General features: G+C 47.0%; 17 protein-coding genes, 1 tRNA gene and 1 riboswitch. Of the genes, 11 read left to right on the top strand and 7 right to left on the bottom strand.

The features are described 5' to 3' along the window. Positions 1-31: 31 nt before the first annotated feature. The 5 genes from priA to mutA form a co-directional block, all read right to left on the bottom strand. Entirely contained in the window at positions 32-2,494 is a 2,463-nt protein-coding gene (gene priA, locus Q0110_RS12920) for a primosomal protein N' (protein WP_297906961.1), read from the bottom strand. Between the two features lie 87 nt (positions 2,495-2,581). Next, positions 2,582-3,190: a porin family protein gene (locus Q0110_RS12915; protein WP_297906959.1), complete on the bottom strand. Its 609-nt coding sequence runs from the start codon at positions 3,188-3,190 to the stop codon at positions 2,582-2,584. Between the two features lie 294 nt (positions 3,191-3,484). After that, positions 3,485-3,688: riboswitch (cobalamin riboswitch) on the bottom strand. A 31-nt stretch (positions 3,689-3,719) separates the two neighbouring features. Next, the gene (gene coaW, locus Q0110_RS12910) at positions 3,720-4,562 is read right to left on the bottom strand and encodes a type II pantothenate kinase (protein WP_297906957.1); all 843 of its coding nucleotides are present in this window, start codon (positions 4,560-4,562) and stop codon (positions 3,720-3,722) included. Between the two features lie 130 nt (positions 4,563-4,692). Next, positions 4,693-6,840, bottom strand: a complete 2,148-nt coding sequence (gene scpA, locus Q0110_RS12905; protein WP_297906955.1) for a methylmalonyl-CoA mutase — start codon at positions 6,838-6,840, stop codon at positions 4,693-4,695. 12 nt (positions 6,841-6,852) lie between these two features. After that, positions 6,853-8,712 (bottom strand): methylmalonyl-CoA mutase small subunit, encoded by a 1,860-nt coding sequence (gene mutA, locus Q0110_RS12900; protein ID WP_297906953.1) that lies wholly within the window; start codon positions 8,710-8,712, stop codon positions 6,853-6,855. A gap of 395 nt (positions 8,713-9,107) precedes the next feature. On the opposite strand from mutA, the gene Q0110_RS12895 reads away from it, so the two are divergent. The 4 genes from Q0110_RS12895 to Q0110_RS12880 all read left to right on the top strand — a co-directional run bounded on the left by Q0110_RS12895 (position 9,108) and on the right by Q0110_RS12880 (position 12,068). After that, a tRNA-Glu gene (locus Q0110_RS12895) sits at positions 9,108-9,179 on the top strand. A gap of 98 nt (positions 9,180-9,277) precedes the next feature. Continuing rightward, the gene (locus tag Q0110_RS12890) at positions 9,278-10,771 is read left to right on the top strand and encodes an NAD(P)-dependent oxidoreductase (protein WP_297906951.1); all 1,494 of its coding nucleotides are present in this window, start codon (positions 9,278-9,280) and stop codon (positions 10,769-10,771) included. A 126-nt stretch (positions 10,772-10,897) separates the two neighbouring features. Further along, entirely contained in the window at positions 10,898-11,113 is a 216-nt protein-coding gene (locus Q0110_RS12885; protein WP_297906949.1) for a winged helix-turn-helix domain-containing protein, read from the top strand. Positions 11,114-11,213: 100 nt separating this feature from the next. Next, a complete protein-coding gene (locus tag Q0110_RS12880) occupies positions 11,214-12,068 on the top strand; it encodes a sugar phosphate isomerase/epimerase family protein (protein ID WP_297906946.1) in 855 nt (284 codons plus the stop codon). Positions 12,069-12,182: 114 nt separating this feature from the next. Here the strand turns inward: Q0110_RS12880 and Q0110_RS12875 are convergent, their stop codons facing one another. Both Q0110_RS12875 and miaB read right to left on the bottom strand, forming a co-directional pair. After that, positions 12,183-15,536, bottom strand: coding sequence for a TonB-dependent receptor (locus tag Q0110_RS12875; RefSeq protein ID WP_297906944.1), 3,354 nt, complete (start codon positions 15,534-15,536; stop codon positions 12,183-12,185). 524 nt (positions 15,537-16,060) lie between these two features. Then, on the bottom strand, positions 16,061-17,431 hold the full coding sequence (gene miaB / locus Q0110_RS12870) for a tRNA (N6-isopentenyl adenosine(37)-C2)-methylthiotransferase MiaB (RefSeq protein ID WP_297906942.1): 1,371 nt from the start codon (positions 17,429-17,431) through the stop codon (positions 16,061-16,063). Between the two features lie 264 nt (positions 17,432-17,695). On the opposite strand from miaB, the gene Q0110_RS12865 reads away from it, so the two are divergent. The 7 genes from Q0110_RS12865 to Q0110_RS12835 all read left to right on the top strand — a co-directional run bounded on the left by Q0110_RS12865 (position 17,696) and on the right by Q0110_RS12835 (position 24,765). Further along, positions 17,696-18,151 (top strand): hypothetical protein, encoded by a 456-nt coding sequence (locus Q0110_RS12865; protein WP_297906939.1) that lies wholly within the window; start codon positions 17,696-17,698, stop codon positions 18,149-18,151. 101 nt (positions 18,152-18,252) lie between these two features. Then, positions 18,253-19,749, top strand: a complete 1,497-nt coding sequence (locus tag Q0110_RS12860) for an acetyl-CoA hydrolase/transferase family protein (protein ID WP_297906936.1) — start codon at positions 18,253-18,255, stop codon at positions 19,747-19,749. Between the two features lie 185 nt (positions 19,750-19,934). Next, complete coding sequence (pstC, locus tag Q0110_RS12855; protein ID WP_297906933.1) at positions 19,935-21,122, top strand: phosphate ABC transporter permease subunit PstC; 1,188 nt, start codon at positions 19,935-19,937, stop codon at positions 21,120-21,122. A 7-nt stretch (positions 21,123-21,129) separates the two neighbouring features. Then, the gene (gene pstA / locus Q0110_RS12850; protein WP_297906930.1) at positions 21,130-22,017 is read left to right on the top strand and encodes a phosphate ABC transporter permease PstA; all 888 of its coding nucleotides are present in this window, start codon (positions 21,130-21,132) and stop codon (positions 22,015-22,017) included. 18 nt (positions 22,018-22,035) lie between these two features. Next, positions 22,036-22,788: a phosphate ABC transporter ATP-binding protein PstB gene (gene pstB, locus Q0110_RS12845; RefSeq protein ID WP_297906928.1), complete on the top strand. Its 753-nt coding sequence runs from the start codon at positions 22,036-22,038 to the stop codon at positions 22,786-22,788. 38 nt (positions 22,789-22,826) lie between these two features. After that, entirely contained in the window at positions 22,827-23,501 is a 675-nt protein-coding gene (phoU, locus tag Q0110_RS12840) for a phosphate signaling complex protein PhoU (RefSeq protein WP_297906924.1), read from the top strand. 40 nt (positions 23,502-23,541) lie between these two features. Continuing rightward, positions 23,542-24,765: an OprO/OprP family phosphate-selective porin gene (locus Q0110_RS12835; protein WP_297906921.1), complete on the top strand. Its 1,224-nt coding sequence runs from the start codon at positions 23,542-23,544 to the stop codon at positions 24,763-24,765. The last annotated feature ends 47 nt before the right edge of the window (positions 24,766-24,812 follow it).

Below are 24,812 nucleotides of genomic sequence, written 5' to 3'. Positions count from 1 at the left end.
CTTTCAATTTTCAATTCTCCATTTTCAATTCTCAAGCCGGATCTACGTCATAATGAACCAACAACTGCTTAAACGGCACATACCCTTGCATCTCGGCATGAATTCCTTCCAATATCTCCCGAAGCGGGGCGATCCCGGCAGATATCTCGATCTTCAAGACGATCTTTTTGATATGAAGAGTCTGTACCCGGGTGACCGGTGGCGTAACCGGCCCCAACACCCGCTCGCCTAAACGAGCGCGGAGTTTCTCGGCATATAAAGCGGACATCTCTCCCAAGACCTCCTCGTTCCGGCTCCGGAGGATCAAGACGATCAGACGGTAATAAGGCGGGTAACGGAACATGCTACGCTCGCTCAATTGCAGGCGTACCATCTCCTTGTAAGCGAAATGCTGTACCATACGGATCAGAGGATGTTCCGGCTGGGTGGTCTGCAAGATCACCGTACCCCGTTTGTCTCGCCGTCCGGCACGCCCGCTGACCTGTACCATCAATTGGTAAGCCCGCTCGTGCGCCCGGAAATCCGGGAAGTTCATCAAGCTATCGGCACTCAGGATTCCGACCACGCTGACATTCCCAAAATCCAATCCTTTCGATAACATCTGGGTACCGATCAATATCTGTGTCTTTCCCTTCTCGAAGTCCGAGATGATCCGCTCGTAAGCCGTACGGGTACGGGCCGTATCGAAATCCAGCCGTTCCACCTTCGCCGCTGGGAATTGCCCGGCGATCTCCTCCTCCACCTTTTCCGTGCCGAAGCCTTGCATCCTGAACTCCGTCCCCGCACACTCGGGGCAGACCTGCGGCAAACGGTAGGTATAACCGCAATAATGACAAACCAATTGATTATGCGCCTTATGATAAGTAAGGCTAACATCGCAATTCACGCAATGAGGCACCCAGCCACATCCCCGGCACTCGATCATCGGGGCGAATCCCCGGCGGTTCTGGAAAAGGATCACTTGCTCGCCCCGAGCCAAGGCCTCCCGTACCTTCTCTACCAACAAGGGGGAGAAAAGGGTATCTTTCATGATCTTCTTACGCCTCAGTTCCTTCACGTCTGCCGTGATAATCTCCGGCATCAGGCAATCGCCGTAGCGAGTGGACAGCTCGACCAAGCCGTACTTCCCCGCCATAGCGTTAAAATAGGAATCGATGGAAGGGGTAGCGGAACCCAATAAGGCCTTACCGCCGTGCATACCTGCCAAGACAATGGCCGCGTTACGGGCATGATACCGGGGGGCCGGGTCTTGCTGTTTATAGGTATTCTCATGTTCCTCGTCTACGATAATCAAGCCCAGATCTTTAAACGGAAGGAACAGGGAAGAACGAACCCCCAATACCAACATCGGCTCATCGCTATGCAACAGCTTATTCCATACCTCCACCCGCTCGTTGTCCGAGAACTTAGAATGATAGACCAACAGCTTATCCCCGAATAGTTTCGCCAGACGCTCCGTGATCTGGGTCGTGATAGCGATCTCCGGCAACATATATAGAACCTGCCTACCTAACCTCAATACCTCATCGATCAAACGGACATATATCTCGGTCTTGCCACTGGAGGTCACGCCATGAAGCAGGCAGACCTCTTTCGTCTTGAAGGCCTCATGAATCTCCCCGTAAGCTTTCTCCTGCGCCGGGCTAAGCGGGTTTGGCTCTTGCAAACGGCAGACGGATACCTGCAAACGGCCTACCTCTTTCTCGTAACTCTCCAAGATGCCCCGTTTCAGCAGGCCGTCTAATACAGCGGAGGTATAGCCGCTGCGTTCCAACAACTCCTTCTTGGAGAGTTCCTTTGATAAAGCGGGATTCAAGGCATGACTCAAATCCAAGAAGCTGACCAGCAGAAGCTCCTGCTTTCTCGCCCGTCTCAGATCCTCGAACACCGTCCGCAATTTCGCCTCATCCCGGTAAGTTCCGGCCAAACGGATAAACGTCTGTGTCTTGGGTACGAATCCCCGCTTTAACTCCTCGCTTACCTCGACCGCCCCTCTCGCCATCAAGGAAGAGATAACCGGGACGACATTCCGGAGGCCGGTCTTCTTCTCCAACTCCGAGATCGTCAATTTCAATACCCCGCTAAAGGCATCCAGCACGGCCTGCTCATTCGAGCGCAAGGGGGTGGTAGCCTCGAAGTCTTCGTTATAGGTAACCGCCGTCTCGCTTTCCAGTTTCAAGCCAGAAGGCAGGGCCGCCTTATACACATCTCCCAGCTTGCATATATAATAAGAAGAGATCCATTTCCAGAAACGAAGTTGCGGACGGCGAAGCACCGGCGTGGCATCCAGCAAAGCATAAATCTCCTTCGTCTCGAAACCGGATACCGGCTCCCGCCCGTGTACCTCCATGACGATGGCCGTATAGTATCGTTTCTTCCCGAAATGCACGATCACCCGGCAACCGGGAGTCACGGCTTTTTCCAGATCCTCGGGTATCCGATAGGTATAGCTATTCTCCAAAGGAAGGGGAAGTATGACATCCGCGTATTTCATTCAAACAGGTGTTTCATTACGAGCCCAAAAATAACAAAAAAGGCCGGACTTCTAAAGCCCGGCCTCTCTCATTTTATTTTTACCTATTTAGAACAAGATCGCTGCCGTGATAGACCATCCACGGTTCTTTCCGGCACCTTCGGAGAGGTTAACCTTCTCAACGCTATAATTATCAGTCAATCCCAGCCCATAGTTAAAACCAACCTGCAAGTGGCTGATCAATTCCACGCCGGCACCGAAATTAAGACCCGCGCTGAAATTCTTCGCCTTTACCTGATCTGCCACGGAGCCTGGGATATCCCAGAACTTATCACCGCCAACACGGAAACCGATATACGGGCCGGCCGCCATATATACCTTGACGATCGGCAAGCCGAACTTCCATTTCAAATTGACGGGAACGTCGATATAATCCGTCTTCATCGAGGTCTTCACCCCACCTACCGAGGTAGTCTCCAAGCCTTTTTGCGAATACAGCACCGCAGCGTCGATCCCTACGCCCACCAGCGGCAGGGTTGTCTCGATCATCGGACCTACCTGGAAGCCGGTTACGTTGTCCGCTTTCAACACGTCCGAGTTGAAATGAACCGACGATATATTCACACCTCCCTTGATACCGAATTTAAGCTGAGCGTTTGCCGGAAGCGCCATCAACGCTAGCAAGGCAATCATAACAAGTCCTACAATTTTCTTCATATTCATACTTCTTTTGTTAATTACTCGCTGCAAATAAACGCACTTTTCTAATAATAAACAAATATTCCCTATAGAGTGTTCACGGGATACCCCATTCCTTTTAAACGCAAAGAAAGCATGTATCTTACATACGGAGCTCATCCCGTCGGCTAGATTCATGCTTCTTTCCCTAATTATTATGGCAAAATAATTATCCGATACCCATAGAGACGACATGATAAGGAGACGTTGGATAAAGAATGATAAAAACCGGATACGGTTCTCGCGTTCTCTTCCGGCCTTTCCTCGAAGCCGTCGAAAATATACATGCCTTGCAGGTCTTCTGACTTACTTCCGGTCTTAAGCGCCTTCCCATTCACATGAATGAACAGTGGCAACAGTATTGCTCAACCCGTTTATGAAGCTCACAGCAGCGGGACTGTCCGGGACTCTCACCCGGTTCCCTTTTAATCCCTATCCGGTGATTACCGGAAGGGAACAAAGCATGTAGCAAAGATACATAAAGTTTTGACGTAGCCTAATACTTTCCCTAAAAAATATCCCGATATTCCCGGTCCCGGATATAACACAAAGCGGCCCCGATAGCCGTACGGTATTCCGCGTACTCCGGTATCTTGAAACGTACATCGCACATCTCCTCCAAACGGGGAAATATATCCGGGCATTGTGGCAAGCGAGTCAGATTACCGATCAAGACCACATTCTTGATATCACCGTTCAAGGAGGCGAAAACTGCTCCTTGCCCGATTGTCTGCAAGACCATATGGACTATACCAAGGGCGATATCCTCCACCTTGGCGTTCGCGTCGGCCTTTCCGAAAATAGAGGCCGTCACGTCCAGCGGCAGGCCCGGCAGCGGATGCGGCGTAATATCCCGGATATGCAGGTCGATATCATTCAAGGAACCATGCTCGGCTAAAGCGGCTATCTGGTGGAAATCATGTGTTTTCAACAACAACTTAGACAAGCCGAGGATCGTACCGCCACCGATACCCAAGCCTCCGATATGCTCGATCACGGGGCCCTGTACCTTGACAAAGGAGGTTCCCGTTCCCATGCTGACCACCAATAAACGGTCCAGCCCCGTATTATACTGCGCCCCCAACCCATTCGCGAGGAACTCATCTGCCTTGGCGGTCGGCAGGCCATACAAAGGCTGGTCGATATAGGCGCTACCTACACCCGTCAAGATCACTTTCTCTATATTCGAGAGCGAAATGTTATTATCATAAATATATTTGCCGAAAGCCCCGAACAAAGAGGTCACCGGATCGGTAGCTCTCACGAACATAGGATTCTTGATCTTCCTATCCTCTATACCGACTATCTTGGTCGTACTACCTCCCACGTCTATACCTATAACGATTCCCATGGTCTTATCCCTTTAATTGAATAATCTCCGCAAATGTACACAAACCCGCATACAATACTAAAAAAGGCCGGACAAAATCAATTGCCCGGCCTCTCTTTATTTAAAAAACCGTAGGGTTTAAGCTCTGTATTTACTCGCCCAGCAAGATCTCAAGGATCTGGCAAGCGGCCTTCGCAACAGAAGTACCCGGACCAAAGATAGCGGCAACACCCGCCTTATACAAGAAGTCGTAATCTTGAGCTGGGATCACACCGCCAGCGATAACGATGATATCCTCGCGACCTAGCTTCTTCAACTCCTCGATAACCTGCGGAACCAATGTCTTATGGCCGGCAGCCAGAGAAGAAACACCCATCACGTGAACGTCGTTCTCCACAGCCTGACGAGCAGCCTCGGCCGGAGTCTGGAACAACGGTCCCATATCTACGTCGAAACCACAGTCGGCATAACCGGTAGCTACAACCTTAGCGCCGCGGTCGTGTCCGTCTTGCCCCATCTTAGCGATCATGATACGAGGCTGACGGCCTTCCTTCTTAGCGAATTGCTCGCAAAGCTCGCAAGCTTTCTGAAAGTCTGCGTCTTTCTTAGTTTCTGATGAATACACGCCTGAAATAGTTCTAATAATTGCTTTATAACGACCTACAACGACCTCGCAAGCATCGGAGATCTCACCCAAAGAAGCACGCAAGCCGGCAGCCTTAACCGCCAAGTCCAGCAAGTTGCCCTTCTTCGTACGCACGCATTCCGTGATATCGGCCAAGGCTTTCTTAACAGCCTCCTCATCGCGGTTCGCACGCAATTTATTCAGCAACTCGATCTGCTCGCTACGAACAGCCGTGTTATCGATCTCAAGGATATCAATCGGATCTTCCTTCGCCAAACGATACTTGTTCACGCCGACGATCGTCTGAACGCCGGAGTCGATACGGGCTTGCGTACGGGCGGCAGCTTCCTCGATACGCATTTTCGGAAGGCCGGTCTCGATAGCCTTCGCCATGCCACCCATGCTCTCGATTTCCTGGATCAAGGCCCAACCTTTGTGAACCAACTCATTCGTCAGGCTCTCCACATAGTAAGAACCGGCCCACGGGTCGATCTCCTTACAGATCTTAGTCTCCTCTTGGATATAGATCTGGGTGTTACGAGCGATACGGGCGGAGAAGTCGGTCGGCAAAGCGATCGCCTCGTCCAACGCGTTCGTATGCAAAGACTGTGTATGTCCTAAAGCGGCGGCCATAGCCTCGATACAAGTACGGCCTACGTTATTGAACGGATCTTGCTCCGTCAAAGACCAACCTGAAGTCTGGCTATGTGTACGCAACGCCAATGATTTCGGGTTCTTGGCGCCAAAGCTCTTCACGATCTTCGCCCACAACATACGGGCCGCACGCATCTTTGCGATCTCCATGAAGTGGTTCATACCGATCGCCCAGAAGAATGACAAACGAGGAGCGAACGCATCGATATCAATTCCCGCGTTTACACCGGCACGAAGATATTCCAAACCGTCGCACAGCGTATAAGCCATCTCGATGTCGGCGGTAGCGCCAGCCTCTTGCATATGGTAACCGGAGATTGAGATAGAGTTGAACTTCGGCATCTTCTGTGAAGTATACTCGAAGATATCGGCGATGATACGCATAGAGAACTCCGGTGGATAGATATAGGTGTTACGCACCATGAACTCTTTCAGGATATCGTTCTGGATCGTACCGGCCATCTCCTCCAACTTGGCGCCTTGCTCCAAACCGGCGTTGATATAAAACGCCATAACCGGAAGGACAGCACCGTTCATTGTCATGGAGACAGACATCTTATTCAATGGGATACCATCGAACAAGACCTTCATGTTCTCGATAGAGCAGATAGACACACCCGCTTTACCTACGTCACCTACCACACGCTCGTTGTCCGCGTCGTATCCGCGGTGTGTAGCCAAGTCGAACGCAACGGACAAACCTTTTTGTCCGGAAGCCAAGTTACGGCGATAGAATGCGTTAGACTCCTCGGCGGTAGAGAAACCAGCGTACTGGCGAATCGTCCACGGACGCATAGCGTACATTCCGCTATACGGGCCGCGCAGATAAGGAGGCAAGCCGGAAGCATAGCTCAAGTGCTCCATGCCTTCCAAGTCTTCTTTTGTATATACGGGTTTCACCTCGATATGCTCGGGTGTTTTCCAATTGGCTTCGATGCCATTGGCTTTCGCCCATTCCGCAGCGTTGTGAGCGGCGAATCCGGCGTTCTTTATATCTATATTTTTAAAATCTGGTCTCATGATTGTTTAAACTTAAGCGATTCCTAATTTAGCGTTGAATGCTTTCAATGTCTCAAGCACGTTGCTCTTCACATTAATAAATTGATCGATTCCCTGCGCCTTCAAGTCTTCCATGCAAGCGGGAGCGCCGGCTACGACAAACTCCGCACGTCCGGCCAAGACCTTGTAAGCGGCAGGAGCAAGCTCTGCGTACTCGTCATCGCTAGAGCAAAGAACTACGATCTCCGCGCCAGCGTTAACAGCGGCCTCAACACCAGCCTCGACAGTCTCGAAGCCCAAATTGTCGATCACCTTATACCCTGCGCAAGCGAAGAAGTTACTAGAGAATTGAGAACGGGCCAGGCGCATCGCCAAGTTTCCGATCGTCAACATGAATACCTTCGGGGTCTTACCGCTCTTCTCCGTCGCCAAACGCAACTTCTCGAACTCAGACGCTCCGCGAGAGAAATCAAGAGCCGTAATCGTAGACTCACCGCAATGGTTACCGCCGCAGCAGCAAGAAGCGGTCTCCTTGATCTTTCCGGCAGCGACTTCCGTGAAGTTCGGGAACTGGTTGGAACCCAGCAAGACCTCGCGGCGAGTAGCCACGTTCTTTTTACGGGCCGCGTTGGAAGCGTTGACAGCGGCCTGGATCTCGCCGGCGTTCGCCTGAGCCGCAAAACCACCTTTCTCTTCTACTTCCAAGAACAACTTCCAAGCTACATCGGCCAAGGAGTTGGTCAATACCTCTACATAATAAGAACCTGCGGAAGGATCGACAACCTTATCGAAATGGCATTCCTCTTTCAACAATAATTGTTGGTTACGAGCGATACGCTCAGAGAAATCATCAGGAGTCTGATATGTCTTGTCGAACGGACGAACAGTGATAGAATCCACTCCGGCGATAGCGGCAGACATAGTTTCCGTCTGAGAACGCAACAAGTTTACGTGAGCATCGTAAATCGTCATGTTCCACTCGGAAGTCTGGGCATGTACATGCATCTTGCAAGCGCATTCGCAAGCCGGCTTATAAGCGGCTACGATCTCTGCCCACAACCAACGGGCCGCACGGAACTTGGCGATCTCCATGAAGTAGTTGGAGCTGATACCGAAATTAAATTTAATCTTGCCGGCCACTTCTTCAGCCGCAAAACCAGCCTCCGTTAATTTAGCCACCAATTCATTACCCCAAGCCAAGGCATACCCCAACTCTTGGGTAATGTAAGCGCCCGCGTTGTTCAAAAGGAACGCGTTAACCGCCAATACACGGTAATTAGGCAAAGCTTGTCCGGCTTTGAGCACAGCCACCGCACCTTCTACCCATTCCGTGTTTTCCTTACCTTTCACCAAAGGTTTCTTAAAAGCGTCATAGTTTACAGAACCATAGCATTGCTCCAAGTCGATACCTTTTCCCTTGAAGTAATCTGCCAAGATCCCGATCAACTTCCCTGCCTTGCAATTGCAAGTATTGAAGTTCAACTCTACGGAAGCCGGGCAAATACCCTCCAATAAAGTAGCGATATTCTCCTCATTCACGTCTTCACCCTTGATGATGAAGCCTAGAGAAGTAATACCCTTCGTCAAAAGGTCGAGCGCTTTCTCGTTAGCGCCCTTGAAGCAGCAAACCTCAATGTTCTGGCGTACCTTCCAATCGTTGTCCTTCTTTGTTCCGCGAACATAAGGGAATTCGCCGGGAAGAGATTCCGCTGTCTTCAAGCCCTCAATGTCTTCTGCACGATAGAAAGGATTCACATTAAATCCCTCGCCTGTCTTCCAGACAAGCTTTTTCTCAAACGGAGCCCCTTTCAGGTCGGCCGTTATCTTCGCCATCCACTCTTCAGTAGACACGGGAGCGAATTCTGAGAAAAGTTTTTCTTTTAGTTCTGCCATAATATTAGTTGTTTATTAAACTGGTATTAGTAATGTTCAATACTATTTTGTTCAATTACAGATGGCAAAGGTAGAATAAATAAACAGGATCAACAATGGTATAAGAATGAAATCGCTAATATTTTTAACGCCTTTTAGAGGTACATATTCCTTTTTTCCTAAACTTGTCAACCCCTTCCGGAAAACACGTACATGTTTTTGGGAAATCACGTACATGTTTTTCAAAATTCACGTACGTGTTTTTTTGAGCCGTTTCTCCCCCTTTTTTATTATATGTATTCCCTGGCAAAAAACAAAAAAAGCACGCTTTCTTGAAAAAAAATCGCTCCGGGTATTGCAGGTTTAAAAAATATGCTTACCTTTGCATCGTCAAACAAAAACAATGACATTCAAATGGTGGATTCGTCTAACGGTTAGGACACATGCCTCTCACGCATGCAATACGAGTTCGATTCTCGTATCCACTACAAAAGCTCTCAACATGTTGGTTGGGAGCTTTTTTTTATCTATCTTCGCTATCCGATAATATCAGTATCCTAAGTCTTTTTTATACACTAAATATATCATGAAAAGTAAAAAAACCGTCTTTCTGACCGGGGCTACCGGGACGATGGGCCACGCGGGATTAGTCGAGTTATCCAAACGGCTCGACCGCTTTAACATAACGCTCTTGGCCCGTCCGAGTAAAATCAATAAAAAAAAATTGGCCGCATATGAAGCCATGGAGGGAGTCCGTATCGTCTGGGGAGACTTGACAAATTACCGGGATGTCTTAAATGGGGTAACGGGGGCAGATTATGTATTACACGTAGGAGGAATGGTCTCTCCCGCGGCAGATTATTTTCCCAAAAAGACATTAAAAGTAAACACGACCGCCGCCCAATATATCGTAGACGCCGTAAAAGCGCAACCGAACGCAGACCAGGTAAAGGTGGTCTATATCGGTTCCGTGGCGCAAACCGGCCATCGTAACGCGCCGATTCACTGGGGGCGCACGGGAGATCCGATCAACATAAGCGTATACGACCATTACGCCATCTCGAAAACGATAGCGGAACGTATTTTCGTGGAGTCGGGTATCAAGCATTGGGCGTGCCTCCGCCAAACCGGTATCTTATGCCCCGAATTATTGTTTAAAGGCTCAGACCCTATCACGTTTCATGTGCCCCTAAACGGCGTGCTGGAATGGGCTACCGCCGAGGATTCCGGACGTTTGTTGGCAAACGTATGCGAGGAGGAGGTGCCAGACGAGTTCTGGAACCGCTTTTATAATATCAGTAGCGGCCCATCTTTCCGGCTGACGAATTACGAGTTCGAGAGTAAGCTGTTAAAGGCGATCGGTTGCCCCCCACCGGAGAAAATATTCGAACCGAATTGGTTCGCTATCCGGAATTTCCACGGACAATGGTATACAGACTCAGACCTGCTGGAAAATTATCTGCATTTCCGCGGTAACCAAACTTGCGACGACTACTTTAAATGGATGGCCAGCCAAGTCCCTTGGTATTTCCATCTGGCCAAGATCGTCCCTCCTATCCTTATAAAACTGGGTATGGGAGCGATCGCTAAAAAACCGGGCTTGGGAACCCGTAACTGGATCAAGAATAGAGACCAGGATCGTATCTCCGCATATTTTGGCTCATACGAGGCTTGGCAAGCCATCCCGGGATGGGATAAGATCCGTACAGAACGCCCCTCGCAAACGCCGGCCTTTCTAGATCATGGTTACGACGAGAGTAAACCGAGATCGGAATGGGAGATCGAGGACATGCGTAAAGCCGCGGAATTCAGGGGCGGCAAATGCTTGTCGCCAGCCATGAAAAAGGGAGACTTATCAACCCCGCTTGAGTGGGAATGCCAATTCGGGCATAAATTCAAGGCCTCTCCCGCTTTGGTACTGCTAGGAGGCCATTGGTGCCCGGAATGCCTGCCGCTTCCCTGGAATTACGACGAGATAGCCAAAGGGAATCCGTTCTTCGCCCAAGTATGGTATCCGTTCCATGACAAAAAGGAGCACAACGTATACGATGAATCCATATTCGCCAACTTCAAAGAATGAAATCCAACGTATATAGAGTTTTTTGTTTTTTAGATTATTTATCTCAACGCAACATACTTTTACCGGATATTATCTGTTATAACAACATAAGCACTATATACCATAAACAAAAAAACAGATTTTATCATGACAAAAGGATCGATCGGATTAAATGCAGGAGCTATCTGGAATTTGCTTTCAGATGGCCAACATTGGAGTTTTGAGGCGTTGAAGGCAAAATCCGCTCTAACAGACGCGGATCTATGGTCCGCTATCGGTTGGCTCGCTAGAGAAAACAAGATTGAAATTGATAACACCAGCAGTCACCCTATTTTCTGTCCGGGTACCAACTTTTATTTTTAAATGACATTTATGGTATTTCATTGCGAAGGATTTCACTTTCTTCGCAATGAAATCCTCAAAAAAGCACTTACTTTGTAACCCTAACAAAAATAATACGATTATGAATCCTACTTTCGGAGCTTCCATCCTTTCTTGGATACCACCCTTGTGGACACCAGAAGGCGGTCTTTTCGCCATCCAGCAAGCGTCTGCCGCCGGATTTGATTTACTGGAAATCTTATTACCCCCTTCCATGGAGTTCGACGCCCCAACCGTAAAACGACAATTGAAACAATACGGGTTAAAGGCCACTTGTTCGCTTAACCTTCCCCAAGAAGCGCATATCCCCTTTTATCCCAAGGAGGCGACTCGCCTGATCAAGGAGGCACTGGACAAAGCGAGCGAGCTGGAGGTGGATTATTTGGGAGGTGTCTTACATTCCGGCATCGGAGTCTTCTCCGGCAAACAGCGGACACAGGAAGAGGAGAATACGCTCTGCGAAGTATGGCAGGAGGTCGCGGAATATGCCGGACGATCCGGGATCACGATCGGTATCGAGCCGATCAACCGCTATGAAAGCTATATGTGTACATCCGCGGAGGAGGTCTTGCGTTTTATCAAACGTACTGGCGCCGCAAACTTATCCTTGCATCTAGACACTTTCCATATGAACATAGAGGAGACAAGCTTTTATGAGCCCGTGGTCATGGCAGGTAACAAGCTTCGCCATATTCACATGACCGAAAGCGACAGGGGCATGCTTGGCGAGGGAAACGTGCGTTGGGATGATTTGTTCCGGGGGTTACGGGAAATTGATTTCAACGGAAACCTAGTCTTGGAGAATTTCTCCAACTCCATCCCCGGCATGGCGGAAGCCGTATCTTTGTGGCGTCCGTCTAAATACAATGCCGATGAGTTGGCGAAAGGTAGTTTGGAGTTTATGCGCGAAATGACCGCTAAATATCAATCCTACTAGCACCCGTCGGGGGAGAGAAGATTATTCACATCGTATTTTAATAGAGAAGAGGTCCGCTAAAACAGCGAACCTCTTCCAATCGTTAGTTTCTTTAATAACAGGGGTATCCTCTCGCTAGAAGATATATTTGATACCGAACTGCATTTGCCAGCGAGACACATCATTTAAATTATCCTTGAACGTTTCGTCTAAATCTTTCGCCATAGTATATTTCAAGGTATAGTTGTTCGCGGCACTCGGGCCTTGTCCTTTCGGGATCGTCAAGAATTGATATTGCTGGTTTCCCAAAACGGTGGTCTGCACCACGCCCCAGTTACGATTTAGCAGATTCAAGAAATTAGCGATATTGAAACTGAAACGCAAGGTATGGGAGCGGCCATTCTTTTGGTAAATCCTTATGTCATGAGAAACACTCAAATCCAATTGATTCGCAAACGGGGCGACCGCACCGTTACGCTCCGCATACTCACCCCTGTGCTCGCTCAAATAAGGATCTTGCTCGATAAAGGCATCCATCGCTTCCCACGCCTCTTCTTGGCTAGCGAAATCTCCCGGTAACAAATGGTCTTTTACCTCGTCAAAACTCGCGGGAATATATATCAAGTCATTGGAGAATTGAGAATCACCATTCGCGTCGCCATTATAACAATAAGAATAACGGAACGGACGATAACGCTGGTAGATCAAGCCAAAGCTTGTCGCCGCGTATTTACTCCAGTTTGCCGTATAAGAAGCGGACAATAACAAACGGCCATCAAATGAACCCGCCGTATAACCAACTTCCTCCGCGTTTCCATCCAAGGCAGCACGGTATTTCCAAGCGGAAGTCGCTACAGACGATGTCCCGTCTGTCACCCCCCTAGACTGTCCGAACGAGTAAGACCCGTTCAAATATAGGCCTTTCAGAATTCCATTAATAAAATTCTTCTGTAACTGGAAAGTCGTATAAAGAGAATGGCCTTTGCTGGTGTTGCGCAACATCACGACATGGTTCGCCGCTTCCTGATTTCCTTCCCTATCACTATAATAACCATTGTAATAAGGGCGTACATTACCCGTACCGCCATCATTTACAAACTGTTCGGTCCGGTATAATCCGATGTTATCGTGGTATATAGCGTTAATGTCTTTCGAGTAGAGCAACTCCACGGTAGCGACCCAGCCATCACCAAACTTATAATCGGCAGCGATATTGCTTTTCCATAAGCTCGGATACTTGAAGTCCGGGTCCGTGATCGCTATATCCGAACGGGTAGCGCTACCTTTTTCCGGCTTATAGGTATCCATATTTCCGGTGAAGCCAAGCGAAGGCCGGCCATCGCTGATGATGTTATCATCTTTATCCTTTACCGCACGGATATTCAAGTCGCCAAACAAAACGCCATTGTTCCCGGCCTGATTACTAATCCATACATAAGGAGGAGTGCCCGTGAAAAGACCTGTACCGCCACGTATCTGCAAACTACCATTCTCATCGTCGAACGGCTTGTAATTAAAGCCAAATCGCGGAGAGAACTGAGGCTTAGTGTTCGGGTATTTAGAGACATCGATCTTGATCCCATCCCGGTATGTCTCGGCGGCAACCTTATCATTCGACTGTAAATCTGTCATAAAGAAGGGGACATCGACACGTAGGCCAAACGTTAAGTTCAATTTATCACTTACCGTCCATTTATCTTGGGCATACAATCCCAACTGGAAAACGTTTATCTCGGCGAACGGGAAATCGTCTGTCATCGAATACCTCTGCGCATAGTATTGATAACCCGTAGAAGCGGAATTCGTAATACCCGTCACGTTGGGGCCAAACCCAAAATCTCCCGGGTTAAACTCCCGAATGTCAAACCCTTGTACACTCCCGTTATGAGCGGCCATATATTGTTTGGTAGCCAGCACATTGAATTTGAAATCATCGACCGAGTTAAATACCCAGGAACCCGGATAGTTTTGGGCGAAACCATTCTTAAATGCGCGATAATCACTTTGTGTCCCGACCGTAATCTGGTGTTTACCAAAATTCATCAAGAAGTTATCTTGTATCTGCCAGATATCAGTGTTCAACTGATTGTTATAAGAATTCGCCTCAGTTCCAAATGTCGTATAAGCGTTATTATCGCCATCCAGGATATCTACCTGCGGAAAGTAACCGCCATCCATATCACGATAGTCGCGTAAACGGGAATAACCTATTTTCAAATAGTTAGACATATGGTCGTTAATGGTGGTATTCAAATCGGCCATCCAAATATTGAAGTTATTGTTCGTCCGGTAGAAAGAAGAAGAGAAGGGAATAGCGAACGCATTCGGTCCACGTCCGTTATTCGGCGCACCGGAAGTAGACGGGTTATTCGTATTAAACGATTTCAAATAATAATATTTCAAGCTCAACACATTGTTCGAGTTGATATTCCAATCCAGACGGGCCGTGATTCGATCCGCTTGGGTATTCGTCTTATTCACATCGAACTTTCCCGGATTGTAACCCAGCTCTTCTCCCAAGAAATCGGACAAACCCTGCAAAACAGTCGCATCTGCCGCGGAATTAGCGGTCGTATAAGAAATCGGCTCCTCCTGACGGTCCATCTCACCATTGATAAAGAAGAACAATTTATTCTTAATGATCGGACCGGATAAACTGATACCATATTGGTGATTGGAAAATTCTGAGACACCGACCGTCTCATCCTTCACACGATACCCCATCATCGACGGGCTTTTCGTATACATATACACAGATGCATGGAACTCATTAGAACCAGACTTCGTCACCGAGTTGATACCCGCTCCCGTAAATCCACCATTTCGAACGTCAAAAGGAGCGATCATCACCTGTACCTGTTCCAACGCCTCCAAGGAAATCGGTTCCGTACCGGAAGCGCCCAAAGCAGAAGCCAAGCCGAACGAATTATTAAAAGAGGCGCCGTCTACCGTCACATTATTAAAACGATAAGAGACACCGCCGAAATTCTTGCCGCTACTCATCGGGGTCAATTTTACGAAGTCGTCCAATGAACGGTTAATCGTAGGTAATTTATCCATCTTCTCCCGGGTGATGATTTCCTGCGCCCCGGTACGGCTTCCTGAAATAATCGGGTTTTTATCCGCTACCACAACTACCTCGTCAAGATTTTGGGTATCTTCCCGCATGACTACATTCAGTTTCAGATCCTCTCCTAAAACCAAATTTATCCCTGTCCGGCTCTCCGTATTGTATCCGATATAAGAGAATTCCACCACATAAGGCCCTCCGATACGAAGGTTATTAAAAGAATAAGAACCATTTGGCTGGGTAATCGTGTAGTACTCGGTACCCGTCGGCGTATGTGTGGCCTTGATATTCACTCCGATCATTGTTTCCGAAGAGATATCCGTGACTTTACCACTCATACTAGCCGTTGTTACCTGCGCACGTATGGATATTCCCACGCACAACAATAGTAATGTTAAAAGTAGATAAGCTTTCCTCATACAAAAAGTATTTATATTAAAAATAATTATAACATTTTTATACACCGCCACAAAGATAGGGATTAGATATTTCTTTTTGTCACAAATAGCATATAATATTCATCGCGTTAACACTCCCGACTCTTACACCAACTATAACATTTTCAATAAAATATCACCTATAACGCATTCAAATCAAAGACTATCTTCCATTTCTCTTTCAATCTATCTCCTTAAAGGATAAATTTGTCAGGAATCATCAAATTAAAATTCTATCACTATTCGATCTTTTTCATCAAGGCAAATCGTCTATTTCCGGGATAAGAATATCGCAAAAGTCACCTCCATTCCAACAACTTCACAGAGATGAAGCAGAATATCAAACAAGAACACATACGATCATACGCAAAATAGCGCATAACTTTACAAAAGTTTTTATTATGTTAACCACACTAAGCAATGAACGGATATTCCCTTTAAGAAAAATAAAATAACAGAAAAACGCCAACACACCTTTTTTCGGGCGATGTTGGCGTTTTCTCTTCCTATTCCTCCACCGGTTCCCCAAATAAGGTAGCCGAAGAAGCTTTATAAATCTTGACCTTTATAAATTGGCCTACATGATAATTTTTCTTATCGAAGATTACCACTTTATTCTGACTGGTACGACCAAACAATTGTTCGCGCGAACGCTTGGAGAAACCTTCGATCAATACATCAAAAACCTTACCGATATCCCGCAGATTACTTTCCTCCGATAACTTATTCTGCAAATCGATCATTCCTTGCAGACGGCGCACTTTCTCCTCCTCCGGCACATTATCCTCCAAATGCTTAGCGGCGTACGTACCAGGACGCTCGGAATACTTAAATAAAAAGGCACTATCATACCCCACCTCACGCATCAAAGACAGAGTCTCTTGATAGTCCTCCTCGGTCTCGGAATGAAAACCGCAGAATAAATCGGTAGAGATACCACAATCCGGAATGATACGGCGAATCGCCGCTATGCGGTCTAAATACCATTCACGGGTGTATTTGCGGTTCATCACTTTCAAGATACGACTGCTACCGGACTGGGCGGGCAGATGGATAAACTTACAGATATTGTCGTTCGCGGCAATCACACGCAAGGTATCATCGCTCATATCTTTCGGATGGGAGGTAGTAAAACGAATTCGCATATCGGGTACCTCTTTCGCCACACGATCCAATAAGACCGGGAAAGTGATAGTCTCCCCTTCCTTCTCAAAAGAATAAGAGTTTACATTCTGCCCTAACAGTGTAACTTCCTTGAAGCCCTTCTCGCGCATATCCCGTATCTCATTCAAGATACTTTCGATATCCCGGCTACGCTCACGTCCTCTTGTATAAGGTACGATACAATATGTACAGAAATTATTGCAGCCGCGCATAATGGATACAAAACCGGATATATGCACACCCGGCAATTTCAAAGGAATAACATCCTTATAAGTCTCTTGAGTAGAAAGCTCCACATTGATCGCCTTCTCTCCTCGCTCTACCGCTCCCACCAAATTCGGTAAATCCAGATAGGAATCCGGGCCGACCACCAAATCTGCGTGGTGTACGTTGATCAAATCTTCTTTCACCCGCTCGGCCATACATCCCAGCACACCGACAATCAAAGACTTCTTTTTCCGCCTTAAAGACTGAAAATACTGTAGCCGCCCATAAATTTTCTGCTCGGCGTTGTCGCGTACGGAACATGTGTTCACAAAGATAGCGTCTGCTTCCTCAATATTCTCCGTCATACTATAACCATCCATCTTCATGATGGAGGCTACGACCTCGCTGTCCGCAACATTCATTTGACAGCCATACGTCTCGATAAATAACTTTCGTTCAGCACTTTGGGTAGTGGATTTTAAGTCCACACCATTTTTTTGATTCATCCCTTTAATGTTAATAGAGTTTAAATAATAGATTTTCTGAAAAATAATCACATAAAAGCTTGCACGGTTCAAATCTCACCGTTATATTTGCATTCGAAAAACGTAAATTTTTTCATAGTTAAGGTTTTGGTTAAATCGAATAAGGGTGGCTGTGAAGTTACCCTTATTTACTTTTATACCCCTACAAGATGTTTTATATACTCCCATTTTTTCCACTTCTCAATTATTCTTCTTACATTTGAGGTGCAAAAATAATCAAAGTTTATGGATAACGTAGGAGATTGGTTATATATTGTTTTCCTGGTCATTGCCGCAGTCAGTGGCTTATTCAACTCGAAAGACAAAAAAAAGAAGAGTCGCCCCGATATATTGGGGCAACCCGACAGGGAAATCGTGCCTAATGACCAACCATCGGAAGAAAAAGGCTTCTGGGAGATACTGGAAGATATACAAAAGGAAGCACAAAAGCCTAAACCTTCCCCCCGGCAAAAGCAAGCAAAGCCCAAGGTCGAGAAACCGAAGGTCGCAACCCCATCGCCTTCCCCGTCTCCATTCCTTTCCACCGAGAAGAATATACCCGAACATATCGTACCCCGGCCATCCGTAAAAATGGGCGTTATCGAGGAAGAACCGGGACTTATGCCGGAAGATACATTCAGGAACATCGAGGAACTAAAGAAAGCGATCATTTGCGCAGAGATTCTAAATAGGAAGTATTAATTTACGCCACACTTATATCTGATTCAGCGTAATTTTATGTAAGTTTGCGCCCGAAATATTGAACAGTAAGTATTTACCTAAAAACATAAAAACTAATTATCATGGCATTAAAATTCATTACAGCTGAAGAAGCCGCATCTTATGTACATCATGATGACAATGTCGGTTTCAGTGGTTTTACACCTGCAGGATGCCCGAAAGTTGTTCCCGGCGCAATCGCCCGGAAAGCTGCGGAAGAACACGCTAAAGGTAACCCTTTCCAAATCGGGATGTTTACCGGTGCTTCTACCGGTGACAAGCTAGACGGAGAGTTGGCTCGCGCTAACGCTATTAAATTCCGTACACCATACCAATCAAACAAAGACTTACGTGCGGCATTAAATGCTCATCAGGCACAATATTTCGATTTACATTTGTCCGAGTTGGCACAAAGCTTGCGTTATGGATTCTTGGGTAAGATCGATGTAGCGATCGTAGAGGCTGCAGATGTCACTGAGGACGGTGAGATCGTTCCGACTTCCGGTGTCGGTATCCTACCTACTATCTGCCGTATGGCAGACCGCATCATCGTTGAGTTGAACTGCCGCCATCCGAAGGAGATCCGTGGTATGCACGATATCTACGAGCCGGCAGATCCCCCTTATCGCCGTGAGATTCCTATTTACACTCCGTCCGATCGTATCGGTCAGGATTGCGTAAAAGTAGATCCGGCAAAAATCGTCGGCGTGGTAAAAACAGACGAGCCGAACGAGGGTGGAAAATTCTCCCCGCTGGATGATGTCACGATGGCGATCGGTAAAAATGTAGCGGACTTCTTGGTTAGCGAGATCAAGGCCGGCCGTCTTCCGAAAGAGTTCGTTCCATTGCAGAGTGGCGTGGGTAACGTGGCTAATGCGGTCTTGGGTTGTATGGGAGCGAATGAGTCTATCCCTGCGTTCAATGTATATACAGAGGTTATTCAAGACGCTGTCATCGAGTTGATGAAACAAGGGCGCGTTAAATTCGCCAGTGGTTGCTCTTTGTCCGTAAGTAACGAGGTAATCCGTGAGATCTACGCAAATCTTGATTTCTTCAAGGATAAGATTTTGCTTCGTCCGCAAGAGATCTCTAACAACCCGGAAGTTGCCCGTCGTTTAGGTTTGGTTGCGATCAATACGGCTTTGGAAGCAGATATCTTCGGTAATATCAACTCTACGCACGTATCCGGTACTCGTATGATGAATGGTATCGGTGGTTCCGGCGACTTTACCCGTTCGGCTATGTTGTCGATCTTCACGACTCCGTCTACAGCGAAGGAGGGAAAGATTAGCGCATTTGTCCCGATGGTATCTCACTTGGATCATAGCGAGCACTCCGTAAAGATCATTATCACCGAATATGGTGTAGCGGACTTACGCGGCAAATCCCCGATCCAACGCGCTCGTTGCATCATCGATAACTGCGTTCACCCGGATTACAGGCCATTATTGGAAGAGTATCTCGCCATGGGTATCAAGGGACATACTCCTCAGAACTTGAAATGTTGCTTCGCTTTCCATGAGGAATTGGCGGCTAGCGGTGATATGCACAATGTAGTTTGGAGTAAATATAATAAGTAATACAAACGTATTACAAATAGAATGACATATAATAGGGCATGGGGTTGATCAAACTCATGCCCTATTTTTATGGCAGATAACGCGTAACACATTTGTAATAGTTTTGAAACAATTCCTTCAAGCGAGTTTAATCACTCCTTAATATAGAAGCCATTTCTTTGCACCAGAACAAATAGGCAAAGATCGTGAGAAAGTTTATCGAGAAATTAGTAGAAGGAGGGCTTTTGATCAGCGGAAGCGTCAGCAGCTTTACGATCTTATTGATCATCGTCTTCTTATTTAAAGAGGCCACAGGTCTTTTTAACAGTCCCGAGGTAGAGGAAGGGTATGTACTGGCAGTCAATCCAGAAAACCCGGTCGAACATTTATCGCCCGAACAAATCATGGATGTCTTCGATGCCAATATTACCAATTGGGCAGATTTAAACGGGAAGAACCAAGATATACTCGTTTTCCGGCTTTCGGACTTAACCAACTATTACACGGAAGAAGAGCTGGGTGACGAATTCCAATACGTTCCCGAGAAAATCAATGAACTTATCCACAAGGAACCCGGGATCATCGCATTCTTCCCTGAACAATACCAAGCGGAGAATTTTCAAGGAAAGATCATATCCGGAGCCACTATCAAGCCATCAGAGTTCTTTGGAGGGACCAAATGGTATCCAACCTCTACTCCTGCCCCGATCTTTGGGCTAATCCCCCTATTACTGGGTACACTTTTAGTTAGTATAGGCGCAATCGTCCTATCTCTTCCTTTCGGAATAGCGGTAGCGATCTATCTGGCAGAGATCGCTAACACAAGAACCCGTAATTTTTTAAAACCGGTTATCGAGTTGCTGGCAGGTATCCCTTCGGTCGTTTACGGTTTCTTCGGGCTGGTAGTGATCGTTCCCCTTATCCAAAAAACATTAAACCTTCCGGTAGGCGAGACGGCCTTCGCGGGAAGCGTGGTTTTGGCGATCATGGCGTTGCCGACTATTATCACGGTTGCGGAAGATGCCATGCGAACCACACCTAGAGCCATGAAAGAAGCCAGCTTAGCATTAGGCGCCACACAATGGCAAACAATCTACAAGGTAATCATTCCCTATTCCATATCCGGTATCACCTCTGCCGTCGTATTGGGCATAGGGCGTGCGATCGGTGAGACGATGGCTGTATTGATGGTAACCGGAAATGCCGCCGTTATACCCACCTCGTTCTTCGAGCCGGTACGAACGATTCCCGCCACGATAGCGGCAGAATTGGGCGAAGCTCCCGCAGGTGGCGCACATTACCAAGCCTTGTTTTTGTTGGGGGCCGTATTGTTCCTCATCACCTTATCGCTAAGTATCGCCGTAGAATATATTTCATCCAAACGTAAAATCTAATAAAGATATGGCACCTATTCAACATCTAGGAAATATTGATAAGAGGAAGCGGGCCTCACAAAAGATCGCGTTCGGTTTCTTCTCGTTCCTGAGTTATTTAGTCGTAGCGATCTTATTCGTGATCCTTGGGTTCATTATCCTAAAGGGCGCGAGCGTGATCAGTTGGGATTTCCTGACGCAAGCTCCATCAGAGGGTATGACCTCCGGCGGTATCTTTCCGGCTATCGTAGGTACGCTCTATTTGGTGATCGGAAGCAGCCTGATCAGTTTCCCGATCGGTATCATGAGTGGTATTTATATGAATGAGTACGCTACGAACGGGAAACTCATCCGTTTCATCCGTATCATGACGAATAACCTAAGCGGTGTTCCATCCGTTGTTTTCGGTTTATTCGGAATGTCTCTATTCGTAAGTACCTTGGGCTGGGGAGATTCTATCATAGCAGGCTCGTTTACTTTGGCGCTGATGTCTTTGCCACTTATCATCCGTACAACGGAAGAGGCTTTGAAGAGTATCGACGATTCTTTCCGCCACGGCAGCTTGGCTTTAGGGGCTACAAAGCTACAAACCATCCGCAGAGTCGTGTTGCCGATGGCATTTCCAAATATCATCACGGGGTTGATTCTTTCGATCGGTCGTGTGTCTGGCGAGACCGCTCCTATCCTTTTTACGGTAGCCGCTTATTTCTTGCCACAATTACCGAAAAGTATCTTCGACCAATGTATGGCATTACCGTACCACTTATATGTTATCTCTACAAGCGGCACGGATATCGAGGCTTCCCGGGGAATGGCTTATGGCACGGCCCTCGTGCTTATCGTCATCGTACTATTGGTAAACCTTTTAGCGAATGCCTTGCGAAGTTACTTCGCAAAGAAGGTAAAAATGAACTAAAAAAACAACAAGACAATTATGATAAAGATCGATGCTAAAAACGTAGACTTTTATTACGGGGATTTCCATGCGTTGAAAAACATTTCCATGGAGATTGAGCCGAATACGTCAACCGCCTTCATCGGGCCGTCCGGCTGCGGGAAGTCTACTTTCTTACGTCTGTTCAACCGTATGAATGATCTGATCCCGGGTACCCGCATGCAAGGGCAAATCCTGATCGACGGGCGAGACATCTATACGAAAAGTGAGAAAGTAGACCGCTTACGTAAAAACGTGGGAATGGTATTCCAAAAACCCAATCCGTTTCCTAAGACGATTTACGAGAATGTCGCTTACGGCCTGCGGGTAAACGGTATCAAAGACGAGAACTATATCGAGGAAACGGTGGTCAAGACCTTAAAACAGGTCGTTCTTTGGGAGGAAGTTAAAGATAAGCTAAAAGAATCCGCATTCGCTCTTTCCGGCGGACAGCAACAACGCTTATGTATTGCCCGTGCCTTGGCGATCTCTCCCTCTATCTTATTGATGGACGAGCCCACTTCCGCGTTAGACCCGATCTCTACCAGCAAGATCGAGGATTTAATACATGAGCTTAAAAATGACTATACGATCGTTATCGTCACCCACAACATGCAACAAGCGGCTCGTGTCAGCGACAAGACCGGGTATTTTTACTTAGGAGAATTGATCGAGTACGACAATACCCGGAAGATCTTTACCAATCCGGAGAAAGAATCTACGCAGAATTATATCACCGGACGGTTTGGGTAATTGAAAATTGAGGATTTAAAATTGAAAATTAAAGGATTATGAAGGTTATAGAGCAAGAGATTCAAGCCTTAAAAAATAGTATCAGTGAGATGTGGGCATTAGTCCACCAACAATTATACAATGCCGGGGAGGCCATGCTTACCGGAGATAAAGAGCTCGCCTATAAGGTAATCAACCGGGAACGCCGGGTAAACGCTTTCGAGCTAAAGATCGATAGCGATTGTGAGGATATCATCGCCTTATACGCACCGGTAGCGATCGACCTGCGTTTCGTGCTGGCAATGTACAAGATCAACACAAATCTGGAGCGTTTGGGAGACTTTGCCGAAAGTATCGCCCGCTTCGCCGGTAACCTTCCCGAAGGGGAACCGCTTGACCCGCAATTGATCAAGGAGACCCGGGTTGAAGAAATGTTGTCGGAGTTACTGAGTATGATCTCACTTACCAAAGAGGCTTTCGAGAAAGAAAGCTCGGAGATCGCCTCCCGTATCTTCTTGAAAGATAATTTGATCGATGAGATCAATCATAACTCCACCGCTATCATCGCCCGGTATATTGAGGAACATAAGAGCAGCGCGCTGGCAGGTCTATATATGGCCGGCGTAATCCGGAAAATGGAACGCTTCGGCGATCATTGTACAAACATTGCGGAAGAGCTTATTTTCTATCTGGACGCTAAAGTCATGAAGCATATGGGCAAAACTGAGCAATAATTTATATCTTTGCGGCCACTTTAATGATTAACATCAGTGAATGAAACGATTAACAGTGGCTTGGCTATCGGGCTTCTTACTTATCAGTTCCGTATTGACTTCTTACGCTCAGACAAATATCTCGATCCCGGAGTGGGATTCTTCCTCGGTGTCTTTTTTTGAATATGCGACCAAGATCCCAAAACGTAACAAGGTATTCAATCTAGACTTGGAGATGCACGCAGGATTCAACGCGGATTTTTCTTCCGGGGAACTCGATGAAGCCGCCTTTCGCTTCAGGGATGTCAAGATTGATGTTACCGGGGAAGTGAATGACCGGTTATTCTACTGGTACCGTCAAACGTTGAATGGTGGCTATGAAGGATTATCCTTGGAGAATCTGAACGAGTCGATCGAGTATGCATATATCGGCTACAAACTGAATGAGCGTTTTACCCTAACCGCAGGAAAACAAGACGTGTTCTATGGAGGTTTCGAATATGATGAGAATCCTCTGCTTATTTACGAATACAGCGATATGAACGAATATTCTCTTTGTTACCTGACGGGAGTCGGACTAGGGTATCAACCGAGCGAATCGCAAGAGATCCGCATACAAGTGACAAATAGCCGCATGGGGTCTATGGAAGATGAGTACGGACGTTTACCGGCAGGATTTAAGAAACCGAGAGTTCCATTATTTTACACATTGAACTGGAATGGTTGCTTTCTGGATGAATCGGTCCTCTTACGGTACTCCGTATCTGCCGCAGAGCAAGCCCAGGGGAAATATATGTATAGCGTCTTCACGGGGCAAAGCATAGAGGCCGGACCGGTATATGCTTATTTCGATGTCATGTATTCGCAGGGTAAATTAGATCCGCTAGGGTTATTGACCGAGTTGGTCCAGCCCGAAATATCAGGAGTATCAGAAGAAGAGGAACCGGAAATTCCTGTTCGCACGCAAAATGCCGCTTATCTTTCCTTGGTGGGGGAAATACAATATCGTTTCCACCCCAAATGGCAACTATTCGCAAAAGGTATGTATGAAAGCGCATCGATCTATAAAGCCTACGATGTCTATGAAAAAGGAAAATACCGTACGGCGTGGGGATATCAAGGGGGACTTGAATTCTATCCGATGGCCGATGGCAATCTACATATTTTCTTGACTGCCATAGGCAAAAAATACCACCTCACTGAACGAGCGAAGGCGCTCGATGCCTCTTTGTACGATACCGTGCGCCTTTCAATCGGCTTTATCTATCGATTACCCTTATATTAAATTTTCCTCATTTGTTGTAGGGACGCAGCGTGCTGCGTCTCATCTCC

This window comes from uncultured Parabacteroides sp. (genome assembly GCF_947855115.1).
Lineage (GTDB): Bacteria > Bacteroidota > Bacteroidia > Bacteroidales > Tannerellaceae > Parabacteroides.
This window is presented reverse-complemented; position numbering and strand designations above follow the sequence as displayed.

Excerpts from the sequence above, each read along its gene's own strand:
- priA (WP_297906961.1), bottom strand. The coding sequence starts at position 2,494 with ATGAAATACGCGGATGTCATACTTCCCCTTCCTTTGGAGAATAGCTAT.
- Q0110_RS12915 (WP_297906959.1), bottom strand. The coding sequence starts at position 3,190 with ATGAAGAAAATTGTAGGACTTGTTATGATTGCCTTGCTAGCGTTGATG.
- coaW (WP_297906957.1), bottom strand. The coding sequence starts at position 4,562 with ATGGGAATCGTTATAGGTATAGACGTGGGAGGTAGTACGACCAAGATA.
- scpA (WP_297906955.1), bottom strand. The coding sequence starts at position 6,840 with ATGAGACCAGATTTTAAAAATATAGATATAAAGAACGCCGGATTCGCC.
- mutA (WP_297906953.1), bottom strand. The coding sequence starts at position 8,712 with ATGGCAGAACTAAAAGAAAAACTTTTCTCAGAATTCGCTCCCGTGTCT.
- Q0110_RS12890 (WP_297906951.1), top strand. The coding sequence starts at position 9,278 with ATGAAAAGTAAAAAAACCGTCTTTCTGACCGGGGCTACCGGGACGATG.
- Q0110_RS12885 (WP_297906949.1), top strand. The coding sequence starts at position 10,898 with ATGACAAAAGGATCGATCGGATTAAATGCAGGAGCTATCTGGAATTTG.
- Q0110_RS12880 (WP_297906946.1), top strand. The coding sequence starts at position 11,214 with ATGAATCCTACTTTCGGAGCTTCCATCCTTTCTTGGATACCACCCTTG.
- Q0110_RS12875 (WP_297906944.1), bottom strand. The coding sequence starts at position 15,536 with ATGAGGAAAGCTTATCTACTTTTAACATTACTATTGTTGTGCGTGGGA.
- miaB (WP_297906942.1), bottom strand. The coding sequence starts at position 17,431 with ATGAATCAAAAAAATGGTGTGGACTTAAAATCCACTACCCAAAGTGCT.
- Q0110_RS12865 (WP_297906939.1), top strand. The coding sequence starts at position 17,696 with ATGGATAACGTAGGAGATTGGTTATATATTGTTTTCCTGGTCATTGCC.
- Q0110_RS12860 (WP_297906936.1), top strand. The coding sequence starts at position 18,253 with ATGGCATTAAAATTCATTACAGCTGAAGAAGCCGCATCTTATGTACAT.
- pstA (WP_297906930.1), top strand. The coding sequence starts at position 21,130 with ATGGCACCTATTCAACATCTAGGAAATATTGATAAGAGGAAGCGGGCC.
- pstB (WP_297906928.1), top strand. The coding sequence starts at position 22,036 with ATGATAAAGATCGATGCTAAAAACGTAGACTTTTATTACGGGGATTTC.
- phoU (WP_297906924.1), top strand. The coding sequence starts at position 22,827 with ATGAAGGTTATAGAGCAAGAGATTCAAGCCTTAAAAAATAGTATCAGT.
- Q0110_RS12835 (WP_297906921.1), top strand. The coding sequence starts at position 23,542 with ATGAAACGATTAACAGTGGCTTGGCTATCGGGCTTCTTACTTATCAGT.